This is a genomic window from Streptomyces sp. SS8, assembly GCF_054072955.1.
This window is the reverse complement of the sequence record NZ_JBSVCZ010000038.1, coordinates 13,584-38,988: the sequence shown is the minus strand read 5'-3', so window position 1 is coordinate 38,988 and position 25,405 is coordinate 13,584. Positions and strand designations below refer to the sequence as shown.

The 25,405-nt window shown below is 73.1% G+C and carries 25 protein-coding genes; 17 read left to right on the top strand and 8 right to left on the bottom strand.

The genetic code is table 11. The features are described 5' to 3' along the window. Window positions 1-65: 65 nt before the first annotated feature. Complete coding sequence (locus ACW69E_RS26165; RefSeq protein ID WP_457500765.1) at window positions 66-1,142, top strand: ArsO family NAD(P)H-dependent flavin-containing monooxygenase; 1,077 nt, start codon at window positions 66-68, stop codon at window positions 1,140-1,142. Window positions 1,143-1,200: 58 nt separating this feature from the next. Here ACW69E_RS26165 and ACW69E_RS26160 read toward each other — a convergent pair whose 3' ends face one another. The 4 genes from ACW69E_RS26160 to ACW69E_RS26145 all read right to left on the bottom strand — a co-directional run bounded on the left by ACW69E_RS26160 (window position 1,201) and on the right by ACW69E_RS26145 (window position 4,192). Continuing rightward, complete coding sequence (locus ACW69E_RS26160) at window positions 1,201-1,737, bottom strand: hypothetical protein (protein ID WP_457500764.1); 537 nt, start codon at window positions 1,735-1,737, stop codon at window positions 1,201-1,203. Next, window positions 1,734-2,108, bottom strand: a complete 375-nt coding sequence (locus ACW69E_RS26155) for an ArsR/SmtB family transcription factor (RefSeq protein WP_457500763.1) — start codon at window positions 2,106-2,108, stop codon at window positions 1,734-1,736. Before ACW69E_RS26155 ends, ACW69E_RS26160 begins: the two co-directional genes overlap by 4 nt. A 586-nt stretch (window positions 2,109-2,694) precedes the next feature. Next, the gene (locus ACW69E_RS26150; RefSeq protein WP_457500762.1) at window positions 2,695-3,051 is read right to left on the bottom strand and encodes an ArsR/SmtB family transcription factor; all 357 of its coding nucleotides are present in this window, start codon (window positions 3,049-3,051) and stop codon (window positions 2,695-2,697) included. Window positions 3,052-3,118: 67 nt separating this feature from the next. Continuing rightward, window positions 3,119-4,192: a flavin-containing monooxygenase gene (locus ACW69E_RS26145; protein WP_457500761.1), complete on the bottom strand. Its 1,074-nt coding sequence runs from the start codon at window positions 4,190-4,192 to the stop codon at window positions 3,119-3,121. Between the two features lie 107 nt (window positions 4,193-4,299). Here ACW69E_RS26145 and ACW69E_RS26140 point away from each other — a divergent pair, with 107 nt between their 5' ends. Further along, entirely contained in the window at window positions 4,300-5,748 is a 1,449-nt protein-coding gene (locus ACW69E_RS26140) for an FAD-dependent oxidoreductase (protein ID WP_457500760.1), read from the top strand. After that, window positions 5,745-6,986 (top strand): MFS transporter, encoded by a 1,242-nt coding sequence (locus ACW69E_RS26135; RefSeq protein WP_457500759.1) that lies wholly within the window; start codon window positions 5,745-5,747, stop codon window positions 6,984-6,986. Before ACW69E_RS26140 ends, ACW69E_RS26135 begins: the two co-directional genes overlap by 4 nt. Window positions 6,987-7,463: 477 nt before the next feature. On the opposite strand, the gene ACW69E_RS26130 is transcribed toward ACW69E_RS26135, so the two are convergent. The 3 genes from ACW69E_RS26130 to ACW69E_RS26120 form a co-directional block, all read right to left on the bottom strand. Continuing rightward, on the bottom strand, window positions 7,464-7,715 hold the full coding sequence (locus ACW69E_RS26130; RefSeq protein ID WP_457500758.1) for a tyrosine-type recombinase/integrase: 252 nt from the start codon (window positions 7,713-7,715) through the stop codon (window positions 7,464-7,466). Between the two features lie 107 nt (window positions 7,716-7,822). After that, window positions 7,823-9,253, bottom strand: coding sequence for an FAD-binding protein (locus ACW69E_RS26125; protein WP_457500757.1), 1,431 nt, complete (start codon window positions 9,251-9,253; stop codon window positions 7,823-7,825). A 359-nt stretch (window positions 9,254-9,612) separates the two neighbouring features. Then, window positions 9,613-10,455: a hypothetical protein gene (locus ACW69E_RS26120; protein ID WP_457500756.1), complete on the bottom strand. Its 843-nt coding sequence runs from the start codon at window positions 10,453-10,455 to the stop codon at window positions 9,613-9,615. 335 nt (window positions 10,456-10,790) lie between these two features. Here ACW69E_RS26120 and ACW69E_RS26115 point away from each other — a divergent pair, with 335 nt between their 5' ends. Genes ACW69E_RS26115 through ACW69E_RS26100 form a run of 4 tightly spaced genes read left to right on the top strand, consistent with a single transcriptional unit; the run spans window position 10,791 to window position 14,060 of the window. Further along, entirely contained in the window at window positions 10,791-11,294 is a 504-nt protein-coding gene (locus ACW69E_RS26115) for a VOC family protein (RefSeq protein WP_457500755.1), read from the top strand. Beyond that, the gene (locus ACW69E_RS26110) at window positions 11,291-12,262 is read left to right on the top strand and encodes a hypothetical protein (protein WP_457500754.1); all 972 of its coding nucleotides are present in this window, start codon (window positions 11,291-11,293) and stop codon (window positions 12,260-12,262) included. Before ACW69E_RS26115 ends, ACW69E_RS26110 begins: the two co-directional genes overlap by 4 nt. Before the next feature lie 56 nt (window positions 12,263-12,318). After that, the gene (locus tag ACW69E_RS26105) at window positions 12,319-13,206 is read left to right on the top strand and encodes an LLM class flavin-dependent oxidoreductase (protein ID WP_457500753.1); all 888 of its coding nucleotides are present in this window, start codon (window positions 12,319-12,321) and stop codon (window positions 13,204-13,206) included. After that, a complete protein-coding gene (locus ACW69E_RS26100) occupies window positions 13,203-14,060 on the top strand; it encodes a PhzF family phenazine biosynthesis protein (RefSeq protein WP_457500752.1) in 858 nt (285 codons plus the stop codon). Before ACW69E_RS26105 ends, ACW69E_RS26100 begins: the two co-directional genes overlap by 4 nt. A 103-nt stretch (window positions 14,061-14,163) precedes the next feature. Here the strand turns inward: ACW69E_RS26100 and ACW69E_RS26095 are convergent, their stop codons facing one another. Further along, window positions 14,164-15,075 carry a hypothetical protein gene (locus ACW69E_RS26095; protein WP_457500751.1) on the bottom strand — a complete coding sequence of 304 codons (912 nt, stop codon included), beginning with the start codon at window positions 15,073-15,075 and terminating at the stop codon, window positions 14,164-14,166. Between the two features lie 284 nt (window positions 15,076-15,359). Between ACW69E_RS26095 and ACW69E_RS26090 the strand changes: the two genes are divergently transcribed. The 10 genes from ACW69E_RS26090 (at window position 15,360) to ACW69E_RS26045 (ending at window position 25,375) form a co-directional block, all read left to right on the top strand. Then, on the top strand, window positions 15,360-16,604 hold the full coding sequence (locus tag ACW69E_RS26090; RefSeq protein ID WP_457500750.1) for a kynureninase: 1,245 nt from the start codon (window positions 15,360-15,362) through the stop codon (window positions 16,602-16,604). Further along, window positions 16,601-17,395, top strand: a complete 795-nt coding sequence (locus ACW69E_RS26085; RefSeq protein ID WP_457500749.1) for a tryptophan 2,3-dioxygenase — start codon at window positions 16,601-16,603, stop codon at window positions 17,393-17,395. Before ACW69E_RS26090 ends, ACW69E_RS26085 begins: the two co-directional genes overlap by 4 nt. A 31-nt stretch (window positions 17,396-17,426) precedes the next feature. Beyond that, complete coding sequence (locus tag ACW69E_RS26080) at window positions 17,427-18,167, top strand: methyltransferase (RefSeq protein ID WP_457500748.1); 741 nt, start codon at window positions 17,427-17,429, stop codon at window positions 18,165-18,167. Next, window positions 18,164-19,357 (top strand): dTDP-4-amino-4,6-dideoxygalactose transaminase, encoded by a 1,194-nt coding sequence (rffA, locus tag ACW69E_RS26075; protein WP_457500747.1) that lies wholly within the window; start codon window positions 18,164-18,166, stop codon window positions 19,355-19,357. Before ACW69E_RS26080 ends, rffA begins: the two co-directional genes overlap by 4 nt. Next, on the top strand, window positions 19,354-20,619 hold the full coding sequence (locus tag ACW69E_RS26070) for a class I SAM-dependent methyltransferase (RefSeq protein ID WP_457500746.1): 1,266 nt from the start codon (window positions 19,354-19,356) through the stop codon (window positions 20,617-20,619). The genes rffA and ACW69E_RS26070 overlap by 4 nt, the downstream gene beginning before the upstream one ends. Next, window positions 20,616-21,671 carry a methyltransferase gene (locus tag ACW69E_RS26065; RefSeq protein WP_457500745.1) on the top strand — a complete coding sequence of 352 codons (1,056 nt, stop codon included), beginning with the start codon at window positions 20,616-20,618 and terminating at the stop codon, window positions 21,669-21,671. Before ACW69E_RS26070 ends, ACW69E_RS26065 begins: the two co-directional genes overlap by 4 nt. Beyond that, window positions 21,668-22,537: an alpha/beta hydrolase gene (locus ACW69E_RS26060; protein ID WP_457500744.1), complete on the top strand. Its 870-nt coding sequence runs from the start codon at window positions 21,668-21,670 to the stop codon at window positions 22,535-22,537. Before ACW69E_RS26065 ends, ACW69E_RS26060 begins: the two co-directional genes overlap by 4 nt. Window positions 22,538-22,601: 64 nt before the next feature. Next, the gene (locus ACW69E_RS26055) at window positions 22,602-23,216 is read left to right on the top strand and encodes a dTDP-4-dehydrorhamnose 3,5-epimerase family protein (protein WP_457500743.1); all 615 of its coding nucleotides are present in this window, start codon (window positions 22,602-22,604) and stop codon (window positions 23,214-23,216) included. A 3-nt stretch (window positions 23,217-23,219) separates the two neighbouring features. After that, complete coding sequence (gene rfbA / locus ACW69E_RS26050) at window positions 23,220-24,191, top strand: glucose-1-phosphate thymidylyltransferase RfbA (RefSeq protein WP_457500742.1); 972 nt, start codon at window positions 23,220-23,222, stop codon at window positions 24,189-24,191. A gap of 2 nt (window positions 24,192-24,193) precedes the next feature. Beyond that, window positions 24,194-25,375 (top strand): glycosyltransferase, encoded by a 1,182-nt coding sequence (locus tag ACW69E_RS26045; protein WP_457500741.1) that lies wholly within the window; start codon window positions 24,194-24,196, stop codon window positions 25,373-25,375. The last annotated feature ends 30 nt before the right edge of the window (window positions 25,376-25,405 follow it).

Below are 25,405 nucleotides of genomic sequence, written 5' to 3'. Positions count from 1 at the left end.
GGCACGGCCCTGGTCTACGTCGCCCTCGCCCAGCGCAAGAAGTTCACCACGGCACGGCCGGGGTCATGACGCAGCGTACGGATGTGGTGGTGGTCGGCGGCGGCCAGGCCGGGCTCGCCGCCGGCTACCACCTGCGCCGCCAGGGCCTGGACTTCACCATCCTCGACGCCCAGGACGCGCCCGGCGGCGCCTGGCAGCACACCTGGGACTCCCTGCGGTTGTTCTCCCCCGCCGCGTACTCCTCGCTGCCCGGGTGGCCCATGCCCGCGCAGCCCGGCCAGACCTACCCGGACGCTGCCCACGTCGTCGGCTACCTCGCCGACTACGAGAAGCGCTACGACCTGCCCGTGCGGCGTCCGGTGCGTGTACACGGCGTGTACCGCGACGGGGAGCGGCTGCGGGTGGAGACCGACTCCGGTGCCTGGTCGGCGCGGGCCGTGGTCTCGGCCACCGGCACCTGGTGGCGCCCCTTCCTCCCGGCCGCCCCCGGACGCGAGACGTTCACCGGACGGCAGCTGCACACCACCGGCTACCGGAACCCCGGACAGTTCGCCGGCCGACGCGTCGTCGTGGTCGGCGGCGGCAACTCCGGCGCCCAGATCGCCGCCGACCTGGCACTGGCCGGCGTGGAGGTGACGTGGATGACCGCTCGCCCGCCGAGGTTCCTGGCCGACGACATCGACGGACGCGCCCTGTTCGACGCCGCCACCGCACGGCGCCGCGCTCTGGACGAAGGCCGCGCCGACACCGGCGGGGTGGCCTCGCTCGGCGACATCGTCGCCGTGCCGCCCGTCCGTGAAGCCAGGGACGCCGGGCTGCTCAAGGCGTCCCCGATGTTCGCCCACCTCACCGCCGACGGTGTCACCTGGGCCGACGGCACCACCGCCGGCGCGGACGCGGTCATCTGGTGCACCGGCTTCAGGCCCGCCCTGTCCCACCTCTCGCCGCTCGCCCTGCGCGGAAAGCGCGGCCGCATCGCCACCGACGGCACCCGGGCGGCGGCGGAACCACGCCTGCACCTGCTCGGCTACGGCGACTGGACCGGACCTGCCTCGGCCACCCTCATCGGCACCGGGCGCCCCGCCCGCGAGGCCGCCACCCGGATTGCGGACTTCCTCGGCCATACCTTCCCTCGTGGATGACGTACGGCGCCGGGATCGCTCCCCGGCACCGTACGCCGTCCATAACGGGCAGGACCGGTCAGCCGCAGGAACCGCCCGACCCGCAGGCGGCCGCCCCTGCGGCCGGGGCGCCGTCCGCGGGGGCGGCCAGGAAGCGGCGTAGGTAGGGGGACGGGCCACCGCGCGAAAGGAAGTCCTCCAACTGCGCGCTGCGTGCGACCACCGCCCGGAGCAGGAAGTCCACCACAGCGGCCGAGGGCGGGGAGGCATGGTGCGCTCCGCGCCAGAACCACACCCGAGCCTCGGAGCTGTCCCGGTGAGAGGGACACAGTTCGACGCCCGCAGCGCGGAGGGTCGGAGAGGCGCTGATGCCGTGCTCGACCGCCTCCTGCCAGGTGGCGACGGTGCGCCGGGTGATGTCGAGGGTGAGACCCAGCTGCGCGGCCAGGGGGCGCACGGTGTCGGCCGCGCGGGTGAGCGCGGCGAACGTCTCGTCACAGGCGCCGCAGGAGTCCTGGCCTTCCATGGCCACGGTCCAGTAGTCGACCGCGAGCCGTGCGCCGGACTCGGGTGACGGCCGGCTGCCGGGCGTGGAGGAGACATCGGTGGCGGTCACTGGGGCTGCTCCTTGTCGTTGCCGGTGGGTGCCGGGCAGGAGGCCGGGGCGGCGAAGTCCTCCCGGGCTCGGTCGAGTGTGTCGGCGATCCCGCGCAGGGCCTCGGCGACGGCGTCGTACTGGATCTCGTACAGCACCGTGCGTCCGGTCTTCGTCGCCCGCAGCACACCGGCTGCCCGCAGCAGGGCCAGGTGCCGGGAGACCACGGACAGGTCGACATCGAGGCATTCGGCCAGCTCGGAGACCGAACAGGCCCGGCACCGCCCGGCGAGCAGATCGACAAGCCGGACGCGGGTGGGATCTCCCAGGGCACGGAACATCTGGTGGGAGAGGACCGCACCGAGATCACCGACGATGTAATCGTTGCTCACTTGCACAAGTATGCAAGTAAAGAGACTGACGGGCAACCCCGTCCGGCAGCTTCGCCGGTGGCGCCGCATCCGTCAGGTGGTCAACAGCGGCGCCCCCAGGCCGGCGCGCCGAAGCCGTCCGCCTGCGCGGTCCGCGCGCCCGGGACCGGACTCAGGGCACTTGCCGGCGCAGTCGGGACAACACATGGCGTGTGTCACGGTCGGCCCCGTGCAGGGGCCTGGAGGAGAGGCCGCGCTGGAACTTCCAGTCCGGCGAAGCCGAGCCCAGGAACGTTGACGGCGACACCGCCGAAGTGGCGGGGCCGGCCCTCGACGCCCAGAGCGCCACCGTCCAGGCGGGGGAAGGCCGGGTGGTAGCCGGTGGCGTCGAACTGACCGCCGTCCAGGCCACCCGGCGGTGCGGCCCGCGGGACTCGACCGCCTCGGAGCACCTGGCACCACGGCGGCCCGGCGGTCTCCCGCGAGGAGAGGGCGGGCTCTCCACCGCACCGACGGCGCCGACGCGGCACGGCGGCCGGACGCGCCGCGGGACCACCTGGCGCGCCGCTGCCCGCCCGACGGTGCGGACTGACGGCCGGTCGCCTCGTCAGCGCAGGTCGAGCATGGCGGACATCGCCGCGACCACGGGCGGAGCGACCTTGTAGTACACCCAGGTGCCGCGCCGCTCGGAGGTGAGCAGGCCGGCCTCGCGGAGCTTCTTCAGGTGGTGGGAGACGGTGGGCTGGGAGACTCCGACATCGGAGATGTCGCACACGCACGCCTCCTCGCCCGGGTGGGAGGCGACCGCGGAGAACAGCCGCAACCGGACCGGGTCGCCCAGCGCCTTGAACATCCCGGCCGCGCGCTCGGCCTCCTCGGCGGTGAAGGCGCGTTCGGTCAGCGGCGGGCAGCACGGCTCCACGGAATCGGTCTCCAGCAGCGGCAGCACCTTCGTGTTTGACATGCATCTATGTTGACACATGTCGAACCAGGGGGTGAGGGGCTGCCGGGGCATCCCCTCACCCGGCAGTTCAGAGCCCGACCGCGGCAGGAGCCCCGCGGACGTGCGCGACCAGCGGCGCGATGACGTGGCCCGCGTCCCCGGCCACACCGCGCAGCGTGTTGGAGGCGAAGGACCGCTGGAACTCCAGCCCCAGGTAGACCAGGCCGGGGTGGGTGGCGGAGATGCCGCCACTGTGCAGGGGCGCGCCGTCCGGGGTGAGGGCGCCCAGCGGCTTCAGGTAGTCGAGGCTGGGCCGGTAGCCGGTCGCGAGCAGCACCACGTCGACGCTCTCCCGCGTGCCGTCGGCCCATACGACGGCGTCGCCGTCCAGGGCGGTGAACATCGGCCGCCTGTCCGGGCGGCCGGCCGCGAGTGCTGCCTCGTACCGGCCTGCGTCGAGGACGAGAGTGCCGCCGACGGCATGGGCCAGCCACGCTGGAGGCAGGTGGTCGAAGCCGGTGCCGGTCAGCCAGTGGTGGATGTCCTTGCCGTCGCGCAGTTGCGGCAGGAAGCGGATCGGAGCGCGGCTGGCGAGCGTCACCCGCGCGACGCCGGCGAGCTCACAGCCGACCTGGACCGCGGAGTTGCCGCCTCCCACGACGACGACCCGCTTGCCGGCGTAGCGCTCAGGGTTACGGTACTCCGCCACATGCGGCAACTGCCCGGTGAAGCCCTCCCGCCCCGGGAGAAGAGGCCGGACGGGACTGGCGAAGGCTCCGGTGGCCGCGACGACCCCCGTGGCGGTGATACTGCGGCCGTCAGCCGTGCGGACGACGAAGCCGGCACCGCCGCTCTCGACTGCCTCGACCCGCGTGTGGGTGCGGATGTCGGCCCCCAGGTGCTCGGTGTACCGGCGCAGGTAGGCGACGACTTCGTCGCGATGCGGGTAACGGTCGCCGTCCCCACCGAACGGCAGGCCCGGCAACGCGCTGAACCGCGCGGGCGAGAACAGGGTGAGGCTGTCGTAGTAGTGCGGCCATGACCCGCCGGCCCGCCCCGACGCCTCCAGGACCACCGGGTCGATCCCGTGCTCGCGCAGGGCGCCGACCGCGGCCAGCCCTGACTGACCGCCCCCGATCACCACAACGTCGAAACGCTCCATGAACATCCCCCTGGATTCGATGAATGTCTATGTTGACGCTTATCGAATCAGGTGTCATGCTGATCGTGCAAGCCATCGACGGATATCGAACCACCCGAGGAGCCGCCGTGAACGCGCCCGTCACCGCCGAACTGCCCGTCGTCGTCATCGGAGCCGGTCCCGTCGGCCTGGCCGCCGCCGCCCATCTGACCGAACGCGGCATCGAGCCACTGGTCCTGGAGGCCGGCCCGGCCGCGGGCAGCGCGGTGCGCCAGTGGGCCCACGTGCGGCTGTTCTCCCCCTGGAGCGAGGTCGTCGACCCGGCCGCCGAGAAGCTGCTGGCCCCCACCGGCTGGACCCGGCCCGACTCCGCCGCCTATCCCACCGGCGGCGACTGGGCCGAGCACTACCTTCAGCCGCTGGCCGACGCCCTCGGCGAGCGCGTGCGCTACGGCGCCACCGTCACCGGCGTCTCCCGCACCGGCCGCGACCGCGTGGTGGACGCCGACCGCGCCAGCCAGCCCTTCACCGTGCACCTCCGCCACGCCGACGGCCGCGAGGAACGCACCCTGGCCCGCGCCGTCATCGACGCCTCCGGCACCTGGACCGCCCCGAGCCCGGCCGGCGGCGACGGCCTGCCCGCCCTCGGCGAACGCGCCGCGGCCGACCGCATCACCTACCGCGTCCCCGACCTCACCGACCCGGACATCCGCACCCGCTACGCAGGCAAGCGCACCGCCGTCATCGGCTCGGGCGCCTCCGCCTTCACCGCGCTGGCCTACCTGGCCGACCTCGCCCGCGCCGACGGCGGCGAGGGCACCCACGCCACCTGGATCCTGCGCCGGGGCATCTCCGGGAACACCTTCGGCGGCGGCGAAGCCGACCAGCTCCCCGCCCGCGGCGCCCTCGGCCTGGCCGCCAAGGCCGCCGTCGACGACGGTCACGCCGACGCCGTCACCGGCTTCCGCACCCACACCATCGAGCGCGACGGCGCCGGACGCCTGGTCCTGACGGGCGAGGACGGACGGCGGCTGGAACCGGTGGACCAGGTCATCGTCCTCACCGGCTTCCGCCCCGACCTGACCTTCCTGTCCGAGCTGCGCCTGGCCCTGGACGAGCGCCTCCAGGCACCGGTGGCGCTCGCCCCGCTGATCGACCCCAACGTCCACTCCTGCGGCACCGTCTACCCCCACGGCCACCGCGAGCTGTCCCACCCCGAACCCGGCGTCTACCTGGTGGGCATGAAGTCCTACGGCCGCGCCCCGACCTTCCTGGCCCTCACCGGCTACGAGCAGGTCCGCTCCACCGTCGCCGCCCTCGCCGGAGACACCGAGTCGGCCGACCGCGTGGAGCTGACCCTGCCCGAGACCGGAGTGTGCGGCGGCGCCGGCCTCTTCGACACCCCCGAAGCGGCCGAGACCGACGGCGCAGGCTGCTGCGCCGCACCGGCACCGGAAACCGTCCAGCTCACCACCGCCACCACGGCCCCGGTCACAGCCCCGGCCCCGGTCACGACCGAGGCCGACGAGGCCGCACCGGCCAACGCGGCCCCGGCCGGCGGCTGCTGCGGCGCGTGACCACCCCCCACAGCAGCGGGGCCGCGACCGGATCGGGGGACCGGTCGCGGCCCCGCACCGCGCTTCCCGCCCTCTGCATCACCCAGATCACCGGCTGGGGGATCGTCTACTACGCCTTTCCTGTACTGAACCCGAAGATCACCGCCGCTACCGGCTGGCCGACCGGAGCGACAACGGGCGCGTTCTCCCTCGCCCTGCTCGTCTCCGCCTTCGCCGGGATCCGTGTCGGCCGGATCATCGACCACCACGGCCCGCGCGCCGTCATGACCGCAGGGTCGGTCATCGGCACGGTCAGCCTCCTGGTCATCGCCGCCGCTCCGAACCCGGTCGTGTTCTTCACCGGGTGGCTGTTGGCCGGAGGGGCGATGGCAGCCATCTTCTACCAACCCGCCTTCGCCGCCCTGACCCGCTGGTGGGCCCCCGACCACATTCGTGCCCTGACCGTCGTCACCCTCGCCGGCGGCCTGGCCTCCACCGTCTTCGCGCCCCTCACCGCGACGCTGGCCGACCACCTGTCCTGGCGCGCCACCTACGCCGTCCTCGCGGCGATCCTGGCCGCCGTCACCATCCCCGCCCACGCCCTCGCCCTGCGTGCGCCCTGGCCCGCAGTCAGCTCCGATCCCACTCCCACCACCGGCAACGTCGCCGCGGTGGCCCGTACCCGGCCGTTCTGGATGCTGGCCTGCGCCCTGACCCTGTCGGCGTTCACCGTCTCCGCCACCGTCATCGCCCTCGTCCCCCTCCTGCTCGAACGCGGCTGCACCACCACCCAGGCCGCCTGGGCCCTGGGCCTGGGCGGCGCCGGGCAGACCGCCGGCCGCGTTCTGTACGCCGCCCTCGCCCGCCGCACCACCGTGACCGCGCGCACCACGTCGCTGATCGCACTCGGCGGCGCCACCACCGCCGCCCTTGCGCTCGTCCCAGGCCCTTACGGCCTGCTGGTCACCCTGTCCGTCGCCGCCGGCATGGTCCGCGGAAACCTCACCCTGCTGCAGGCCACCGCCGTCACCGACCGGTGGGGCACCAGCCACTACGGTCGTCTCTCCGGGCTCCTCGCCGCCCCCACCACCACGGCGTCCGCTCTCGCTCCTTTCGCCGGGGCGGCCCTGGCCGCACCCCTGGGCGGCTATCCCCACATGTTCACCGTCCTCGCCGCCGTCTCCTTCCTGGCGGCCCTCGGCGCACTCGGCGCCATACCTCGCACCCCCCACAGCGACGGAGAACACCGTGCCGCCTGAGCTGCTCCGTCGACGCGCATACGAGTCGGAGCCACATCCGAACCAGGAAACCCTTGCGGGCATCGGGCAAGAGAGCAGACGGCGGGGACACGGGCAGGCTCAAGCTTCTCAGCTGGGTTCCTGGGGACCAGCCGGGGACCACACGGTGTGCACGCATCCGGACGACCGGGGCGTTCTTCACGCGGCGCCGGGTCGAGAAGCGCCAACTGCCCCAAGAACGGCGTCCTTTGGCCGGACCGGGGGTCAAGGGGTCGCAGGTTCGAATCCTGTCGTCCCGACAGTGTCGGAAGGCGCTTCGGCCGGGGAGAGATCCCAGGTCGGAGCACCTTCCGACGTCTGACGGCGCACCAGGCCGGCCGATGCGCCGCCACCCTCTCGGGGAGCGCCCGGGGACCAGTTGCGGGAAGAAACCGCAGACCAGAGCACGTCTCCCTGAGGACTGAGATCATCCTGGCTCTCTCCCCGATCGTGGGGCGCCTACAACACCCGGCGCACCACTCCCGGCGGCTTAGGCGGGCCGGCCGCCACCGACAGGTGGGCGCCGAGCGAGCAGCCCGCCTCGGTGATCGACCGCAGATCCGGATGCAGATAGCGCTGGGTGGTGGCAGGTGATCCGTGCCCGGCGATCTCCCGCAGCACATGCAGCGGGACTCCGGTGTCGGCCATCCACGTCAGCCAGGTGTGGCCGTCGTTCGGCAGGAGTGGCCGGGTGAGTTCTCCCCCCGTCACCCCTTCACCCGGCCGTGCGCCTTCCCGCTGCCGGCGCCGATTCCCCGGTGCCCGCCGACGGCCCCTCGGACGCGGCCGTCAGGCCGGTGGTCCGTGCCGGGCGGAGGTCACCCGTGGCCGAAGACGCCGGGGCCGGGGGTAAGCACGTTGTCTGGGTCGTAGCGCCTCTTCGCGGCGCGGAAGGCCGACCACTCGTCGCCGTAGTGGATACGCCAGTCCCGGTCCGTGAACGGCACCGAGCCGATCGGATAGAGCACTCCGCCGAAGTGCTCGCGCGTACGGGCGAACAGCCGCCTGTTACGGTCGAGCATCTCCTCCACGAAGCCCGGTTCGGGGTCCGGGGTGTCGGACACGGTGTTGATGTCGACGACGAACACCCAGGGTGACCCGTCCGGTTCGGGCAGCCGGGGGAAGGGACGCGTGGCGTGTGCGCGCCGCTGCGGGTAGATCAGGCCGGCCCCGTAGGGTCCGATGTCCCGCGGGGTCAGCGTCCGCATGATCTCGGCGAGGTAGTCCTCGACGGTGGAGCCGGGAAGCCAGACGTCGAACCACGGCTTGACGAGCCGGTCCCAGTTCACCGTCTCCCGCACCGCGTCGATGGCCGTGTCGATCGAGAACACGTAGTCCAGGTAGCCGGTGTCCTGGATGTCCGGTGTGGCCGACAGGCCGCTGAGGATCGCTCCGTCGTCGGGTTCTCCGAGCGGGTCGTAGAGCGCCGTCGCGTGCAGTTTGTAGGTCGGCGTGTTGTCGGGCGAGGAGAATTCGGCGTAGACGTGGTCGACGCCGGGTCGCTCGATGAGCGTGCGGAGGTCGCGGAAGAACGCGGCGTTGTCGTCGTAGGGCAGCATGTAGGTGCGGGCCCGCTGTTCGGCGGAGGTGAGTTCGATGACCGCCTTGGTGATGACGCCGCACTGGCCGAGCCCGCCGAGCACCGCCTCGAACAGGTCGGGCTTGCGGCGGCGGGAGCATCGCTCGACGGCTCCGGCGCCGGTGACCACTTCGAGCTCGTGTACGTGGTCGACCTGCAGTCCGGTGCGCAGACCGCCGACTATGCCGCCGACACCGCCCACGGAGAGCGTTCCGCCCACGGTCAGCCCGGTGTAGCCGGTGAGCGCCGGCGGGGTCAGCCTCGGCGACTGCCCGTAGGCGGCGGTGGCCAGGTCCTTCCAGAGGATGCCGGCGTCCACTTCGGCGGTGCGCGGGCCGAGCGAGTGGATGCGGTCGAGGTACCGGTTCTCGATGACCAGCCCGGCGGAGAGTCCCTGGCCGTAGGTGGTGTGGGCCTGGCCCCGGGGCGATACCGCGATGCGGTGCGCCCGGCAGAAGCGGATCATCACGGCGATGTCGCTCGCTGAGCGCGGGCGCAGTACCGCGCGCGGCGTGTGGTGGACGATGTTGCCCAGGTCGGTGGCGACCGCCCCGCGGGACGCTCCGTCGAGCACGAGTTCCCCGTCCAGCCCGGGTGCGGCGGCGAAGGACGGGCCCGTCGCGGCCTCGGCCTCCGTGACCCACCTGCGCCCGAGCGGATCGAATCCCACGACCGCGGCGACAGCCCCGAATCTGCCGATGAATTCACGGCGGCCAATCATATCGTCTCCCGGACGAATTCTTCGGCGAAATGACCGGTCATGCCGACCTGTGCAATTTGGCGAAACAATTCGTCGGCGCGCGCTGCGGGCACGGAAAGCTCCTTTCAGGGCGGATTCTGAGGCCCATCTTCCAACGCGTCGAACCATAGTCAACCCAAGATGCCCGGCACAATCACGCTTATTTCAGGTTACTGTCAGATCTTCTTCAAACCGCGCATCCCGCCGTACGGCGGGATGCGCGCCCCGGCGGCCCGAAACGGCCCGAACGGCCCCGGGGAAAGGGCCGCCGGGGCCGGTGTGGGAGGGCGTCAGGGCCCCACGGTGCCGTCCGGCCCGGTGTGCCAGCCGCCGCCGGCCGCCGCCGCGGCGGCGTACTCCTCGAAGTCCCGGGCGGGGCGCCCGGTCACGCGGGGCACCGTGTCCAGGGGTTCGGCGTCGCCGAGGGCACGCAGGGCTGCGAAGGAGGCGAGGTCCCGCTCGACCGACTCAGCGGACCGGCCGAACGAGGTCTGCGCGGACCGGTAGGCGTCCTGGTCCCCTCGGAACTCCAGCGGTCTGCCGACGGCGTCGCCGATGACGGCGCACACCTCGCCGAAGGACAGCGCACGCGGACCGGTCACCTCGTACGTACGTCCGGCGTGCCCGCGCTCCGTCAGGGCACGGGCGGCCACGGCGGCGACGTCGTCGAGGTCCACGAACACCTGTCGGCACTCCCCCAGCGGCACCGCCAGTTCCCCGGCCAGCACCGCCTCGCGGAAGGGGCCTTCGTCGAAGTTCTGGTCGAACCAGTCGGCGCGCAGGATCGTCCAGCCGACGCCGGACCCCCTGACGGTGTCCTCGGCCTCCAGCAGGCGCCGATCTCCTATCACCTCGACGGCGCGGCTCGACAGCAGGACGATGTGTTCCACCTCGAGGTCCGCCGCCAGGGCGACGAAGCCCGGGTCGACGGGAACGCCGTCGGGGGCCATCAGGAATACGCGGGCGACGCCGCGCAGCGCCGGTTCCCAGGTGCTCTCGTCGCTCCAGTCGAAACGGGTGGCGCTGTGCCGCGAGGCGGGCCTGACCGGCGCCCCCAGGTTCCGCAGGTGCGCGACGACACGTCGGCCGCTGGAGCCGGTGGCCCCCAGGACGAGGATCGGTGTGGTGCCCATGTTCTCCAGAACGACGGCGGAGGCGGGGAGGAAACGGTCTGGTCCCGCCGGGGAGGCCGGCGTCCGCGGGGACGGGGCACGGCGGACACTGCTCTGTAAATCACCTCACAAACCCCTGACATGCCTCTGAATCTCCTGCGTTGACGCCCCGAAAGCGCCGAAGATAACTTCTTGTAGCCTCGCCACCATCCTGATCCGAGACCGGCGGATTCCTCCCTTCTTCCCATGCGTCCGCATTCCCGTGCGGCCTGCCCCGCGCACCGTCCCCGCGCGAAGTGCGGAGGTTGCTGTTCCGCAGCCATCCGCTATCCCCGAGAATCCGGAAGGAAGCAGAGATGCCCCTGACAGAACGGACGACAGCGCCACGCGCCACGACGGAGGGGATGAGGCCGCGCATCCACCATGTGGGAGTCCAGACGGCGGATCTGGACAACTGCCTGGAGTGGTATCTGGACTTCTTCGGGGCGGAGAAGAAGTGGGAACTCGACCGCTTCTCCGATCTGACCCTCAGCCGCCTGCCGGGGATCGGCCGGCTGGTCGAGATCGCGGTCGGTGACCTGCGTTTCCACCTGTTCGACCGGTCCGGCCACAACCGCCGGGTACCGGAGGAAGAGTCGTTCCAGTTCCAGCACGTGTGCCTGCGGGTGGACACCCCCGAGGACCTGGAGGCCGTCAGGGACCGTTGGATCGAACTGTACGAATCGGGCCGGTTCGCCTTCGCGCGCCAGGACCCGCCCACCGACGTCGTCATCGACGACGACGGGGTGCGCAGCCTCTACCTCTTCGACGTGAACGGGCTGGAGTACGAGTTCACGCACGTCCCGGAAGGACACCGATGAGCACGCTCACCCCGCTCCTCGCGCCCGGCGCGGTCCGGGTCGGCGACTGGGACTTCGGTGACTTCCCCTACGGCCTGGAGCCCCTGGCCATGCCCCCGGCCGGTCATGCCGGGGCGGGCTCGGAGCACCGGCCGGTCACGCTGCCGGCGTGCGAACCGGAGAGGATCTGCCGGGAACTGCGCGCGCTCACCGGCAGCGGGCCGGCGACCGCCCGCCTCGGCGTGCCCCCGGCCCCCTCCTACGACCAGCTGTTCTGGTTCCGCTGGATCACCGGCCACCAGGTGACGTTCGCCCTGTGGCGCCTGATGGGCCGGACCCTGGAGGAACTGCCCTCGCGGGACGCCGTCCCCGGCCCCGCGGCGATGGAGCGGCTGGAGTCCTACACCCACGGCTACTGCGCCATGCTGTTGTACAGCGGCTCGTGCCCGCGCGCCTTCTACCAGAGCCTGATCCGGCCGGCGATGTTCCTCCAGCACCGGGGCTTCAGTGGCCTCTGGGCCCCGGACTTCACACAGGTGCGGGGGCTGATGCGGGGACGTCTCGTGCCGTGGCTGCGGGACGGGCGGGCCGCCGGGCTCCGGGCGGCGGTCGATGCCCAGCGGGAGATCCACGACAGTGTCGCCGCCCGGCTGGTGCCCAACGGGCGGTCGCTGCTCCAGCAGAGCGTCACCGAGAACCCGGTGCGCCCCTCGGAGCGGACGGCCGTCCTCTACGACAACTTCTTCATGACGCTGCGCGGCCCGGTCCCCGACAAGGCCGTCGCCGCCCAACTGCTGCACCGACTGCGGGCGGTGGGCCTCGACCTCGCCGTCAACGGCCTGTATCCGCTGGGCCGGGACGACGACGGCGAGGAGGCCGAGGTGTGGAACGGCTCGGTGGCCGGGTGCGAGCGCCGTCTCGGCACCGTCCTGGCCACTGCGGCGGCCCATGCCGCCGACCTGGCGCGGCAGGCGCCGCGGACCGCCTGAACGGATGCCGCCCCGGCGGCATCGTGCCGCCTCGAGCCGAGAGGAGAGCCGAGCACATGCGCCACGGAGTGCTGCTCCTGCCCGAACACCGCTGGCCCCGGGCCCGGGAACGGTGGACCCTGGCGGAGGAGCTGGGGTACGACCACGCCTGGACCTACGACCACCTGATGTGGCGCTGGTTGAGCGACAAGCCCTGGTTCTCGGCCGTGCCCACCCTGGCCGCCGCCGCCGAGGCCACCTCGCGGATAACGCTCGGCACCATGGTGGCCAGTCCCAACTTCCGGCACCCGGTGGACTTCGCCAAGGAGCTGGTGTCACTGGACGACGTCTCCGGAGGCCGGATGGTCTGCGGCATCGGTGCGGGGGCCGAGGGCCACGACTCCCGCATCCGAGGTGACCGGCCCCTGTCGCGCCGTGAGCGGGGGGCCAGGTTCGAGGAGTTCGTGGACCTGCTGGACCGGCTGCTGCGCGAGGAACGGACCACCTTCCGCGGGCAGTGGTACACGGTGGAGGGCGCCGTGGTGAAGCCGGAGTGCCTGGCCTCGCCCCGCCTCCCCCTGGCGGTCGCCGCCGCCGGTCCCCGCGGCATGGCCCTCGCCGCGCGGTACGCCGATGTCTGGGTCACCAGCGGCGCCCCCAACTCCTTCGAGAGCGAGCGGTACGACCGGGTGGTCCCGCTGCTCAAGGAGCAGATCGCGGCGCTCGACGACGCCTGTGCGGCCCAGGGGCGCGACCCGTCCACCCTGCGCCGGCTGCTGCTGACCGGTGGTTCGGTCGGGGGGGTACTGGAGTCCGTGGAAAGCTACCGGGACTCGGCAGGAGTCTTCCAGGACATCGGTTTCACCGACTTCGTCGTGCACTGGCCCCGCCCCGACCTCCCCTTCCGGGGCCGGGAAGAGGTGCTGCTCGACTTCGCCGCCGCCGAGCTGGGAGGTGCGCGGTGACCCTCCCCTTCGAGATGGTCGGCGTCTTCGGGGCCGGGCCGGGCGGCGGCAGCCCGCTGGCCGTGGTCCACGACGCCGAGGGACTCGGCACCGAGGACATGCGCCGGATCGCTGCGTGGTTCCGGGCCGACGAGACGGTGTTCGTCCTCCCCCCGACCGCGCCGGAGGCCACGCACCGGGTGCGGGTCTTCACCCGCCGGGGGGAGTCGCCCTTCGGTGGGCACTCGGCCGTGGGCACCGCGGTGGCGCTGGTCCGCTCCGGGCGCCTGCCGTCCGGCAGGGTCGTCCAGCAGTGCGGCGACAAGCTGCTGGAGCTGAGCGCGGACGGCGAGCGGGCCGTGATCACCGCCGCCGCACCGCTCCCGGTCCGCGTTCTGGACGCCGCCCCGCTGCTCGGGGCCGTCGGCCTCACCGCGGACGACCTGGGCGACGGCCCGGTCCTGGCCGCGGGCTTCGGGCCGCGGTTCCACCTGCTGCCGGTGCGCCGGGAGGCGGTCGCCGCGGTGCGCCCCGATCCCGAGGCGATGCGGCGTCAGGAACTGCCGGACGTGTTCGTCTTCCACTGGGACGCGGCCGCCCGGACCGCCGGAGCCCGGCTGTTCGCCCCCGGGTACGCGATTCCGGAGGATCCGGCCTGTGCCTCGGTGGGTCTGGCCCTCGGCGTGTGGCTCCAGGCCCGCGAGCCGGGGGACGGGCGGCTCGCCTTCCGGATCGAGCAGGGCTCCGAACTGGGCCGGCCTGCCGTCCTGGAGTGCACGGTCGACGCCGGGAACGGCCCGCTCACCGCCACGGTCGGCGGACGGGCGCCGCAGGAGCTGGCCGGCGGCCTCGACGTGCCCGCCGGCCGGCGGTGAAGGCCGCTCCGGCGGCTGCCGAAACGGTGCCGGAGCCGGGGCGCCGTGCCGCCTGCGGTCCGGAAGCCGCAGGCGGCACGGTGCCCGGACGGAGGGCCCGCGGTCAGTCGCCGGTGCTCGCCAGCGCGCGCCGGACGTCATCGGCCGCGTAGTACGTGCGCCCTGCGCTGCGGCGCCGCTCCCACCTCTGTTCGCTGGCCAGCCGGTAGACGCTTCCGCGCGGGATGCCCCACAGGGCGGTGACGTCCGCCGGGCTCAGCCAGCGCGGTCCGCGGACGGGAGCCGGAACCGGGGTGGACGGCGCGTCCGGCGAGGGCTCCGCGGCGGGGGCGGGCCCGGCGGTGGGGAGGGCGTCGATCCGGCGGCCCAGGGACAGCCACTCCGGCCCGCTCCAGCTGTGCGCGGGGTCGGCGTCGCAGGATATGCGGGACGGGTGGCGCCGGTCCCGTGCGGGGCGCGCGGTCAGCCTTCCGCCGCAGCCGGCCTCCACGCAGGGCCCGACCACCACCCGTCCCGCCCGCTCGGGGCGGGCGACGCGCTCGGCCCGGGCGAGGATGTCGGCCGTCTCGGCGGCGAAGTCCCCGGCCGCGGGATGCCGGACGAGGAAGCCGAGACGGCTGTGCAGGAAGGCGCACAGGTCGCCCACAGTCCGCCGGGGCGAGCGCGCCCCGGTCGCCTCGACCGTCAGGCCGGCCCAGCAGGCCAGGACGCCGAGCACGGCGCGGCGGACATCCGCCGCGGAGGCGTGCAGGGTCGCGACCGGGTGCCGGCAGGGGGCCGGGGGCCTGGCCCAGGCCGGGGTGTGGGCACGGAAGTGGCGCTCGCCGCACTCCTGGTACAGGGCCGGCAGGCGTGCGAGCGCTTCAGCGAGCCGTGTGCGGCAGGACAGGCAGAGACGCGTGCCGGCCACCGCGCGGGCCGCCTGCCCGGACACCGCCGCGCACCGCGGCCCCGCGCACGGGGTTTCCGCCTCCCGCGCCCGCAGCGGGCGTGTTCCGTCGTACCCCGTCTTCATCACCGTGCCTTCCTCTCGTTTTCGGGCTCCGGGATCGCGCGCACTTTTCCGCGCACCCTCGGATGTTATTCCGTAAAAGCATTGCGGAGTTCTTCCGGGAATGTTCCATGAATACCCCTGAAGGACCTCTTCAACTTGCTTGAAGCTCTTCTGAAGTTCCGCTGAAGGAAGGACCGTTGACCTTTCGGGAGGAGCGAAGATAGAAATTCCTACAGTGCGCGTCGACTGTGTCCTCCGGCTGCCGCCGACAGCATCCGCTACGGAAGATCGAGGGAGCACTACAAGTGGAATCCACTCGCGAGTGGGCCGAGAAACAGGACTCCGAGGACCCGCTGTCCGTATTCCGTAAGGAATTCGCGCTGCCCGACGGCGTGATCCAGCTGAACGGAAACTCCCTGGGTCCCCTCCCCCGCGCCGTGCCGGACTCCCTGGACCGGGTGGTGCGGCGCCAGTGGGGCGAGCACCTGATCCGTGGCTGGAGCGAGGACGGCTGGTGGGACGCCCCCATACGGGTCGGCGACCGGATCGGGCGGCTGATCGGCGCCGGGGCCGGCCGGACCGTCGTGGGCGAGTCCACCTCGGTGCAGTTGTTCAACGCGGTGACCGCGGCCGCCCGGCTGCGCCCGGACCGCCCGGTGCTCGTCTCCGACGCGGCCAACTTCCCCACGGACCGCTACCTGGCGGCCTCGGTGGCCCGCATGCTGGGCCTGCGACTGGTCGAGACGCCGATGAGCGGGCTGGGCGGGGTACTCCGGCGGCACCGGGGGGAGGTCGGCGCCGTACTGTGCGGCGCGGTCGACTTCCGCACCGGCGAGCTGTGGGACGTCCCCCGGACGACGGCGGACGTCCATGCCGCGGGCGGCGTCGCGGTGTGGGACCTCAGCCACGCGACGGGCGCGGTGCCCCTGGACGTGGACGCCGCCGGGGTGGACCTGGCGGTGGGCTGCGGTTACAAGTACCTCTCCGGCGGTCCGGGCGCCCCCGCGTTCCTCTACGCCGCCGCCCGCCACCACGACGCGCTGGACCTGCCGCTCACCGGCTGGCACGCGCACGCCCGGCCGTTCGACATGGCGGACGAGTTCGTCCCCGCCCCCGGCATCGACCGCGCCCGCACCGGCACGCCGCACATCCTGTCGCTCCTGGCGCTGGAGGCGGCGCTGGAGCCGCTGGAGGCCGCCGGAGTGGCCGCGGTGCGGCGCAAGAGCCTGCGACTGGGCGACTACCTGGTCCGCCTCGTGGCGGATCTCCCCGGAGCGTCCGGCGTCCCGGGGTCCGGCCGGGGGATCGAGGTGGTGACGCCCTCCGCCCACGGCCGGCGGGGCAACCACATCACCCTGCGCCACCCCCGGGCGCCCGCGGTGTCGGCCGCGCTGATGGAGCGGGGCGTGGTCACCGACTCGCGCCCGCCCGACCTGCTCCGGTTGTGCCTCAACGGCCTGTACGTGTCCTACACCGACGTCTTCGACACGGTGGCGGCCCTGCGGGAGGTCCTGCGCGAGGCGCCCCGCGCCGGGGAGGTGACCGGGTGAACGGGGCCGGCGAGTACAACGAGTACGTCGACTACGCCCACATGGACGCGCTCCACTCACTGCAGGAGCCGCGCACCGAGTCGCCGTTCGAGATGTCGTTCATCCTCATCAGCCAGGTCAAGGAACTGCTCTTCCGCATGGTGCACCTGGAGGTGGACCATGCCCGTGCCCGGCTGCGTGAGGACCGTCCCGAGGCGGCCTGCAGGGCGCTGTCGCGCGCGGTGCGCCACCAGCGGGTGCTGATCGGCTGCTGGGAGAGCATGAACGCCATGCCGGTGGACGAGTTCCTGGTCTTCCGCGACACACTGGGCCAGGCGTCGGGTACGCAGTCCTTCATGTACCGGCTGCTGGAGTTCACCCTCGGCAACCGCGACACCGCCATGGTCCGGCCGGCCGACCTCGACGCCTTCCCCCGGCTGCGCGCCGAGCTCGACCGCCCGAGTCTCTACGACGAGGTGCTCCGCTTCCTGGCACGGACCGGCCTGCCCGTGCCGGAGCACCTGGCGACCCGGGAGCCGGCCTCCCGGTACGAGCCCGACGAAGGCGTGGAGGAGGTCTGGCTGACCGTCTACCGCGACCCGGACGGGCACCGGGCCGCCTACGACCTCGCCGAGCAACTCCTGGAGGTGGCCTACCAGTTCTCGCACTGGCGGGCCGCCCACCTGCTCGTGGTGGAGCGGATGCTCGGCGGCAAGCGGGGCAGCGGCGGCAGCGACGGCGCCGCCTGGCTCCGGACGGTCAACGAGCACCGCTTCTTCCCCGAGCTGTGGACCATGCGTTCGGTCCTGTGACCGTCCGCGCCCCCGACCGGAGGAACCAGCCATGAACGAACTCGGCCTCACCATGGGGCAGGAAGCCTACGCGCACGCCGTGGCGGAGCAGGACCGTGAGCGGGAGTTCACGCTCCTGGACATGCGGTGGCACCAGCTCGGCGGAGTGCTGGGCGGCGAGTACAACCACGCCACGGGCCTCTTCGCGTCCTGGCTGCCGCGCGACGGCGTCGGCCACATGCTGGAGATGGGCTGCGGCTGCGGCGTCGCCTCGGTGGTCGCGGCGCTCTCGGGAGTGCCGCGGGTGACCGCGCTGGACATCAACCCCGCGGCGGTGCGCACCACCGAGCTGAACGCCCGGCGGCACGGGGTGGCCGACCGGGTCAGGGTACTCACCAGCGACCTGTTCGACGCGCTGGAGCCCGACGAGACCTTCGACCTGATCTTCTGGAACTCGCCGTTCATCGAGATCCCGCCCGAGCAGACCCACGAGTCGGACCTCGCCTACCACTTCTTCGACCCCGGCTACACGATGCACCGGCGGTTCCTCACCGAGGCCGCCAAGCGGCTCGCCCCCGGCGGCCGGCTCTTCCTCGGCTTCAGCTTCGCGATGGGCAGCGCCGAACGGCTCCGGGAGGCGGCCGGAGAGGCCGGCTTCGGCGTCCGCGTCCACCGGCAGGAGTCGTTCCCCGTCCCCGCGGCGGAGCTGGGCGCCTCCCCGGTGTACGCGGCGCACGCCGACGACGAGGCACGTGTCCACATCGACTTCACCCTCCTGGAGCTGCCCCGATGAGTGTCGCTCCCCCCACCGCGCGGACGGTGCCCTTCCACGTGCCGCACACCGCCGACCGGCAGTACACCTACCTTCGCCGGGTACTCGACTCCGGCGACCTGGACGGCAACGGCCCGTTCAGCACCCGCGCCACCGAACTGCTGTCCCGTCTCACCGGCTCGCGGCACGTGCTGCTGACACCCTCGTGCACCCACGCCCTGGAGATCGCCGCCCTGCTGATGGACCTGGCCCCGGGCGACGAGGTGGTGATGCCGTCGTTCACTTTCGCGCCGACGGCCAGTGCCTTCGCGCTGCGCGGCGCCGTGCCGGTATTCGTCGACTGCCGCCCGGACACCCTCAACATGGACGAGTCCTCGCTGGAGTCGGCGATCACCGAGCGCACCCGCGCCATCGTGGCCGTGCACTACGCGGGAGTGGCCTGCGAGATGCGCGAGATCCTCCGTATCGCCGGCGCGCACGGCATCCCCGTCATCGAGGACAACGCGCACGGGCTGGGCGCGTCCTACCACGGCAGGCCGCTGGGCGGCCTGGGCCTCCTGGCGGCGCAGAGCTTCCACGCGACCAAGAACGTGCACTGCGGCAAGGGCGGTGCGCTGCTGGTCAACGACGACGCCCTGGTCGACCGGGCGACGATCGTCCGTGACCGCGGGACCAACCGGCACCAGTACTTCCTCGGTCAGGTCGACAAGTACCGCTGGGTGGACCTGGGCTCCAGCTACATCCTCCCCGAGATCCTGGCGGCCCTGCTGGCGGCGCAGCTGGAGGAGTTCGACACCGTCCAGAAGCGGCGCCACGCGGTGTGGGACACCTACCACGACGGACTCGCCGACTGGGCACCGGAGCAGGGGGTCGCGCTGCCCACCGTGCCCGAGGGCCGTACGCACTCGGCCCACCTGTACCACCTGGTGCTGCCCTCCGAGGCGGACCGGGCAGCGCTCCTGCGCCACCTCGCCGAACGCGGCGTGCAGGCCACCTTCCACTTCCAGCCGCTGCACACCTCCCCCGCGGGCGCCCGCCACGGCCGCAGCGCGCCCGGCGGCTGCCCCGTCACCGAGCGGATCGCCGACCGGCTGGTGCGGCTGCCGCTGTACGACGGACTCAGCGACGCGCAGGCGGAGCAGGTGGTGGACGCGCTCCTCTCCTTCCGAACCGGCGCGGCCCGCGCCAACGACCGAAAGGACCCGCGATGAGCAACGACGCCGTCCGGTTCGTCACCGCGTGCCGCGTCTGCGGCAGCGAGCGGTGGCAGAAGGTGATCTCCTTCGGCAGTGTGCCGCTCGCCAACGGCTTCCTCGAGGTGGCCGACTCGTACGCGCGCGAGGAGGCGTACCCGCTGGAGGTCGTCTCCTGCCGCGAGTGCCGGCTGATGAGTCTGACCGCCGTCGTCGACCCCCAGGTCCTCTACCGCACCTACTCCTACGTCACCTCGGATTCCGAGACGATGGCACGGCACATGCGGACGGTGGTGCGGCTGTGCCGGGAGCGGGCCGGACTGGCCGAGGGCGACCTCGTCGTGGAACTGGGCAGCAACACCGGCGACCAGCTCATGTTCTTCCGCGAGGCGGGCGCGCGGGTGCTGGGGGTGGACCCGGCCCGCAACCTGGCCGGGATCGCCGAGGACCGCGGCGTGCCCACCGTGTCCGAGTACTTCGACTCCGCGACCGCCCGGGCGGTCGCCGCCGAGCACGGAAGGGCCTCGCTGATCCTGGGCCGCCACGTCTTCGCCCACATCGACGACGTGGCCGACGTGCTGGCCGGGGTGCACACGCTGCTCGCCGAGGACGGGCTGTTCACCATCGAGGTGCCCTACGCGGTGGACCTGCTGGACCGGCTGGCGTTCGACACCATCTACCACGAGCATCTCTCGTACTTCCTGATCAGCACCCTGGACACGCTCTTCGCCCGCCACGGGCTGCGCACCGTGGACGTGGAGCGGCTGGCGGTGCACGGGGGATCGGTCCTGGTTTCGGCGGGCCTGGCGGACGGGCCGTGGCAGACCCACGACCGGGTGCGGGAACTGATCGAGTACGAGCGGAGCGCCGGCTACCTCTCCGACGGCATGTACGAGGACTTCGCGGCACGCGTGCGGAAGACCTGCGACGACCTGTCCCGGCTGGTGCGGAAGCTGGTCGCCGACGGCCGCCGCGTCGCCGGCTACGGTGCCTCGGCGAAGGGCACCACACTGCTGAACATCTGCGGTCTGGGCCGCGACGAGCTGGAGTTCTGCACCGACACCACCCCGCAGAAGCAGGGCCGGGCCACCCCCGGCACCCACATCCCCGTCCTGGCCCCCGGTGACGTGCGACAGCAGCCGGACTACTACCTGCTGCTCGCCTGGAACTACGCCGAGGAGATAATGCGCAAGGAGTCGGCCTTCCTCGAGGCCGGAGGCGGCTTCATCGTCCCCGTCCCCGAACCGACGGTGCGCACCCGGGCGGTGACCGCCCCGTGACCGGTGACGCGTACTCCTCCGAGGAGCTGGGACGCCTCGTTCCCGTCCTGTTCGGGCACGCGGCTTTCCAGCAGCTCAACGCCGGGTGCGGACTCGGCCTGTTCGAACTGCTCGACGCCGACGGGCCGCTACCGGCCGGCAAGGTGGCCGACGGCCTCGGGCTCGCCCGCCGGGCCGCCGAGACCCTGCTGCTGGGCACCACGGCCCTGGGCCTGACCACGGTCGAGGACGGCGCCTACCGCAACGGACCGCCCGTCGCCGCCGCCTTCCGGGAGGGGCTGTGGCCGGTGCTGCGGGACATCGTCGAGTTCCAGGACCGCGTCTCCTACCTGCCCGCGGCGGACTACGCCGAGTCCCTGCGCACCGGTGAGAACGTGGGCATCCGCCACTTCCCCGGCACCACCCGCGACCTCTACACGAGGCTGTCGGGGGTGCCCGGCCTGGAGGAGCTCTTCTACCGCTGCATGCACTCCTGGTCCCGGCTGTCCAACCCGGTGCTCGTGGAGCGGACCGACTTCTCCGGAACGCGCCGCGTGCTGGACGTGGGGGGCGGAGACGCCGTCAACGCCATCGCCCTGGCCCGTGCGCACCCGTCCCTGCGGGTCACGGTCCTGGACCGGGCGGGGGCGCTGGAGGTGGCCGACCGTAACGTCCGCGAGGCCGGGCTGGAGGAGCGGATCGATACCTGCGCGGCCGACATCTTCACCGACCTGTACCCCGGCGGGCACGACTGCGTGCTCTTCGCGCACCAGTTCGTGATCTGGTCCCCGGAGCAGAACCTCGCCCTGCTGCGGAAGGCGTACGAGGCCGTGGAGCCCGGCGGGCGGGTCCTGGTGTTCAACGCGTTCAGCGACGACGACGGGGCGGGCCCGCTGTACGCGGCGCTGGACAACGTCTACTTCACCACCCTCCCGTTCCGGCACTCCACCATCTACCGCTGGCAGGAGTGCGAGGCCTGGCTGCGGGAGGCGGGCTTCACCGACGTTCGCCGCACCACCGGGCCGGGCTGGACCCCGCACGGCGTGGTCAGCGGGCGCCGGCCGGCCCGATGAGCCGGCCGGGCAGCGCAGGACACCGCCGCGAGGCGCTGGACAAGGAACTGTCGCCCAGCAGCCGGGCCCGCGACGCCCGGGGCACGCTCGCGGAGTACTGCGCGCGCAGCCTGGCCGCGCTGCGCACGCTGGAGCACCGGGCCGACGTCACCTACGGCCCCGACCCCGCCGAGCGGCTGCACCACTTCCCGCCGCGCCGCCCCGGCGCGCCGCTGCTGGTCTTCGTGCACGGCGGGCATTGGCAGGAGTCCGGCAAGGAGGAGGCCTGCTTCGCCGCGCCCGCGCTGCTGGAGGCCGGCGCCGGGTACATCGCCCTCGGCTACGGCCTGGCACCCCGCAGGCGGCTGTGGGAGATGAGCACGTCGGTGCGGCGGGGCCTGGCCTGGGTGAGGGAGAACGCCGCGGCGCTGGGCGGCCGCGGTGACGCGGTGTACGCGGCGGGGAGTTCGGCCGGGGCCCACCTGGCGGCCATGGCGGCCGGCGGGCCGGGCGGTGTTCCGCTGGCCGGGCTGGTCCTGCTGAGCGGCCTGTACGACCTGCGCCCGGTGGTCGGCAGCTATGTCAACGACGCGCTGGGGCTGAGTCCGGCGGCGGCCCGGGAGCAGAGCCCGCTGTTCCGGTCGCCGCCGCGCGCCGAGCGGGTGCTGCTGGCCCGGGGCCGGTACGAGACCGACGAGTACGCCCGGCAGCAGGAGCGGTTCTCCGCCGCGCTGCGCGGGCGGGGCCGAGCCGCGGGGGGCCCGGCGGTGGAGGACCTGGTGGTGGAGGACCGCGACCACTTCGACCTGCCGCTGGACCTCGGCGATCCCGCGACGGTGCTGGGCCGCGCGGTACTGGACCACCTGGGGCTGGGCCCCGGGCGGTGAGCCGGGCGGCGCCCGTCCTCCCGTCCGCGGGCGCCGCCCGGACACGACGCAGGGAGGTTGCCGCATGGAAACAAGGGAACTCGCCGTCGCGGGCGCCCTGGAGATCACCCCGCCGGTCTTCCCCGACCGGCGGGGACTGTTCTGCCCGGTGTACCAGGAGGCGGACTACACGGCCGTCCCGGGCGGCCCGCCGTTCCGGGTCGTGCGCAGCGGGCTGAGCGTCAACCGGACGGGCGTGGTGCGCGGCGTGCACTACGCCCGCTCCGCACCGGGCACCGCGAAGATCGTCCTGTGCGCGGCGGGAGAGGCGCTGGACCTGGTGGTGGACGTACGGTCCGGATCGCCGACCTTCGGCCGCTGGGACTCCGTCCGGCTCGGCCCGGCCCGGCCGCGCGCCGTGTACTGCCCCCCGGATGTCGGCCACGCCTTCGTCTCCCTGGCGGAGGGGACCGTCCTGGTCTACCTGCTCTCCACCCCGTACCGGCCGGAGGACGAACTGGCCGTGTCGGCGCTCGACCCCGCGCTCGGACTGCCCGTGCCCCACCGCCCCGAGCCGGTCATGTCCGACCGGGACCGCACCGCGCCCACGCTGGCCGAGGCGCTCGACCGCGGCCTGCTGCCGGAGTACCGGCCGCGCGACGGGGATCTCCGACAGGGCCCCCAGACGAAGGAGGACTGACACGTGAAGGGCATCATCATGGCCGGCGGGTCGGGCAGCCGGCTCAAACCCCTGACCGGCGTGCTCTCCAAGCAACTGCTCCCGGTCTACAACAAGCCCATGGTCTACTACCCGCTCTCGGTCCTCATGCTGGCCGGGATACGGGACATCCTCGTCATCTCCTCGCCCCACCACCTGCCCCTGTTCCGCGCGCTGCTGGGCGACGGCGGTCACCTCGGCCTGCGCATCGACTACGCCGGGCAGGAACATCCCGGCGGCATCGCCGAGGCCTTCCTGATCGGCGCCGACCACATCGGCGACGACTCGGTCTCGCTCGTCCTGGGCGACAACCTCTTCCACGGGCCCGGCTTCTCCGCGCTGCTGCGCGACCGGGCTCGGCGGCTCGACGGCTGCACCATCTTCGGCTACCCGGTACGGGACCCGCAGCGGTACGGCGTCGCCGAGGTGGACGACGACGGGCGGCTGCTGAGCATCGAGGAGAAACCCGAGCGGCCGCGCTCCGAACTCGCCGTCACCGGCCTGTACATGTACGACAACGACGTGGTCGGGATCGCCCGGGGCCTGACCCCCTCCGCGCGGGGCGAGCTGGAGGTCACCGACATCAACCAGGCGTACCTGGAGCGCGGCAAGGCCGAACTGGTCCGGCTGGGCCGGGGCTTCGTCTGGCTGGACACCGGCACCCACGACGCCCTGCTGGAGGCCGGCCAGTACGTCCAGATCCTGGAGCAGCGCCAGAGCGTACGCATCGCCTGCGTCGAGGAGATCGCCCACCGTATGGGCTTCATCGGGGCCGAGCGGCTCCGGCAGCTGGGCCGGGAGCACGCGAACACCGACTACGGCACCTATCTGATCGAGCTCGCCGACCGCGCGGCGGACGGGCGGCAGGTCCCGGACGCCCTGCCGCCCGGTCTCGTCGCCGACCCCGCCGGACTGCCGTCCCTGATCGCCCCGCGCGCCGGATCCGCAAGGAGTTGACCATGCGCTACCTGTTCACGTCGATGCCCGTCTCCTCCCACCTGATGCCGCTGGTCCCCCTGGCGCACGCCGCCCAGGCGGCGGGCCACGAGGTGCTGGTGGCCACCTGCGGCCCCGCGGAGCGCACGGCGGTGGCGGCGGGGCTGGTCACCGCCGAGGCCGGTGCGGCCCGGCAGGCCCGGCAGGCCTATGACGACCTGCTGCGCATGCTGGAGCGCGCCGAGGCCGGATCCGCCCCGGACGACGCCACCTCGCTGGCCGTGCACGGCCGCGCGTTCGGCGAGGTGGGCGCCCGGATGCTGGACGACCTGGTGGACATCGCCCGCGCCTGGGGGGCCGACGCCGTGGTCTACCCCGGCATCCACTCCGCCGCGCTGGTCGCCGCCCGGGCCGCGGGCGTTCCGGCGGTGCTGCACGGCTACGGAACGCCCCTGCCGACCTTCGGCCCCGCCCTGGAGTACCTGGCGCCGCACGCCGCGAAAGCCGGTGTGGAGAAGGTGACGGAGGCGGAGATCGAGATCGACGTCCTGCCCCCCTCCCTGGCCAACTTCACCGACGTGCCCACCGACATCGGCCGGCCCGCGCACCGGCTGGCGATGCGGTACGGCTGCTTCAACAACGGCGGCACCCTGCCGCGCTGGGCCATGCGGCGGAGCGACGTGCCGCGGGTCGTGGCCACCTGCGGCTCCTCGGCGGCCATGACCCGCGAGGGCGCGCTGTACCGCGACATCGTGCTGGCCACCCGGGAGCTGGGCGCGGAGCTGGTGCTGCTCACCGCGGACGCCGATTTGCCGAAGCTGCCCTCGACCCTGCCGCCGCACGTGCGGCCCGAGCGCTGGCTGCCGCTGCGGGCCCTGCTCGACCACTGCGACGCGATCGTGCACCACGGCGGCTCCGGAACCGTGCTCAGCTCCTTTGCCGCCGGTGTGCCGCAGGTCTCGCTCCCGATGCCGGGCACGGTCAACGTCAGCAACGCCCGGACCGTGGCCGCCCGGGGCGCCGGCCCCACCCTGGACATCGACGCCTCCGGACCGGAGGCGGTCGCCGGCGCGCTGACCGAGGTGCTGCGCGACCCCGCGCCCCGGCGGGCGGCGCAGGAGGTCGCCGAGGAGATGGCGGCCATGCCCTCGCCCGCCGCGGTCGTCGACCGCATCAGCGAACTGCTCCGCGCCGAGCCCTGGTGACCCGCCGGTGACCCACCGCCCCGCCACCTG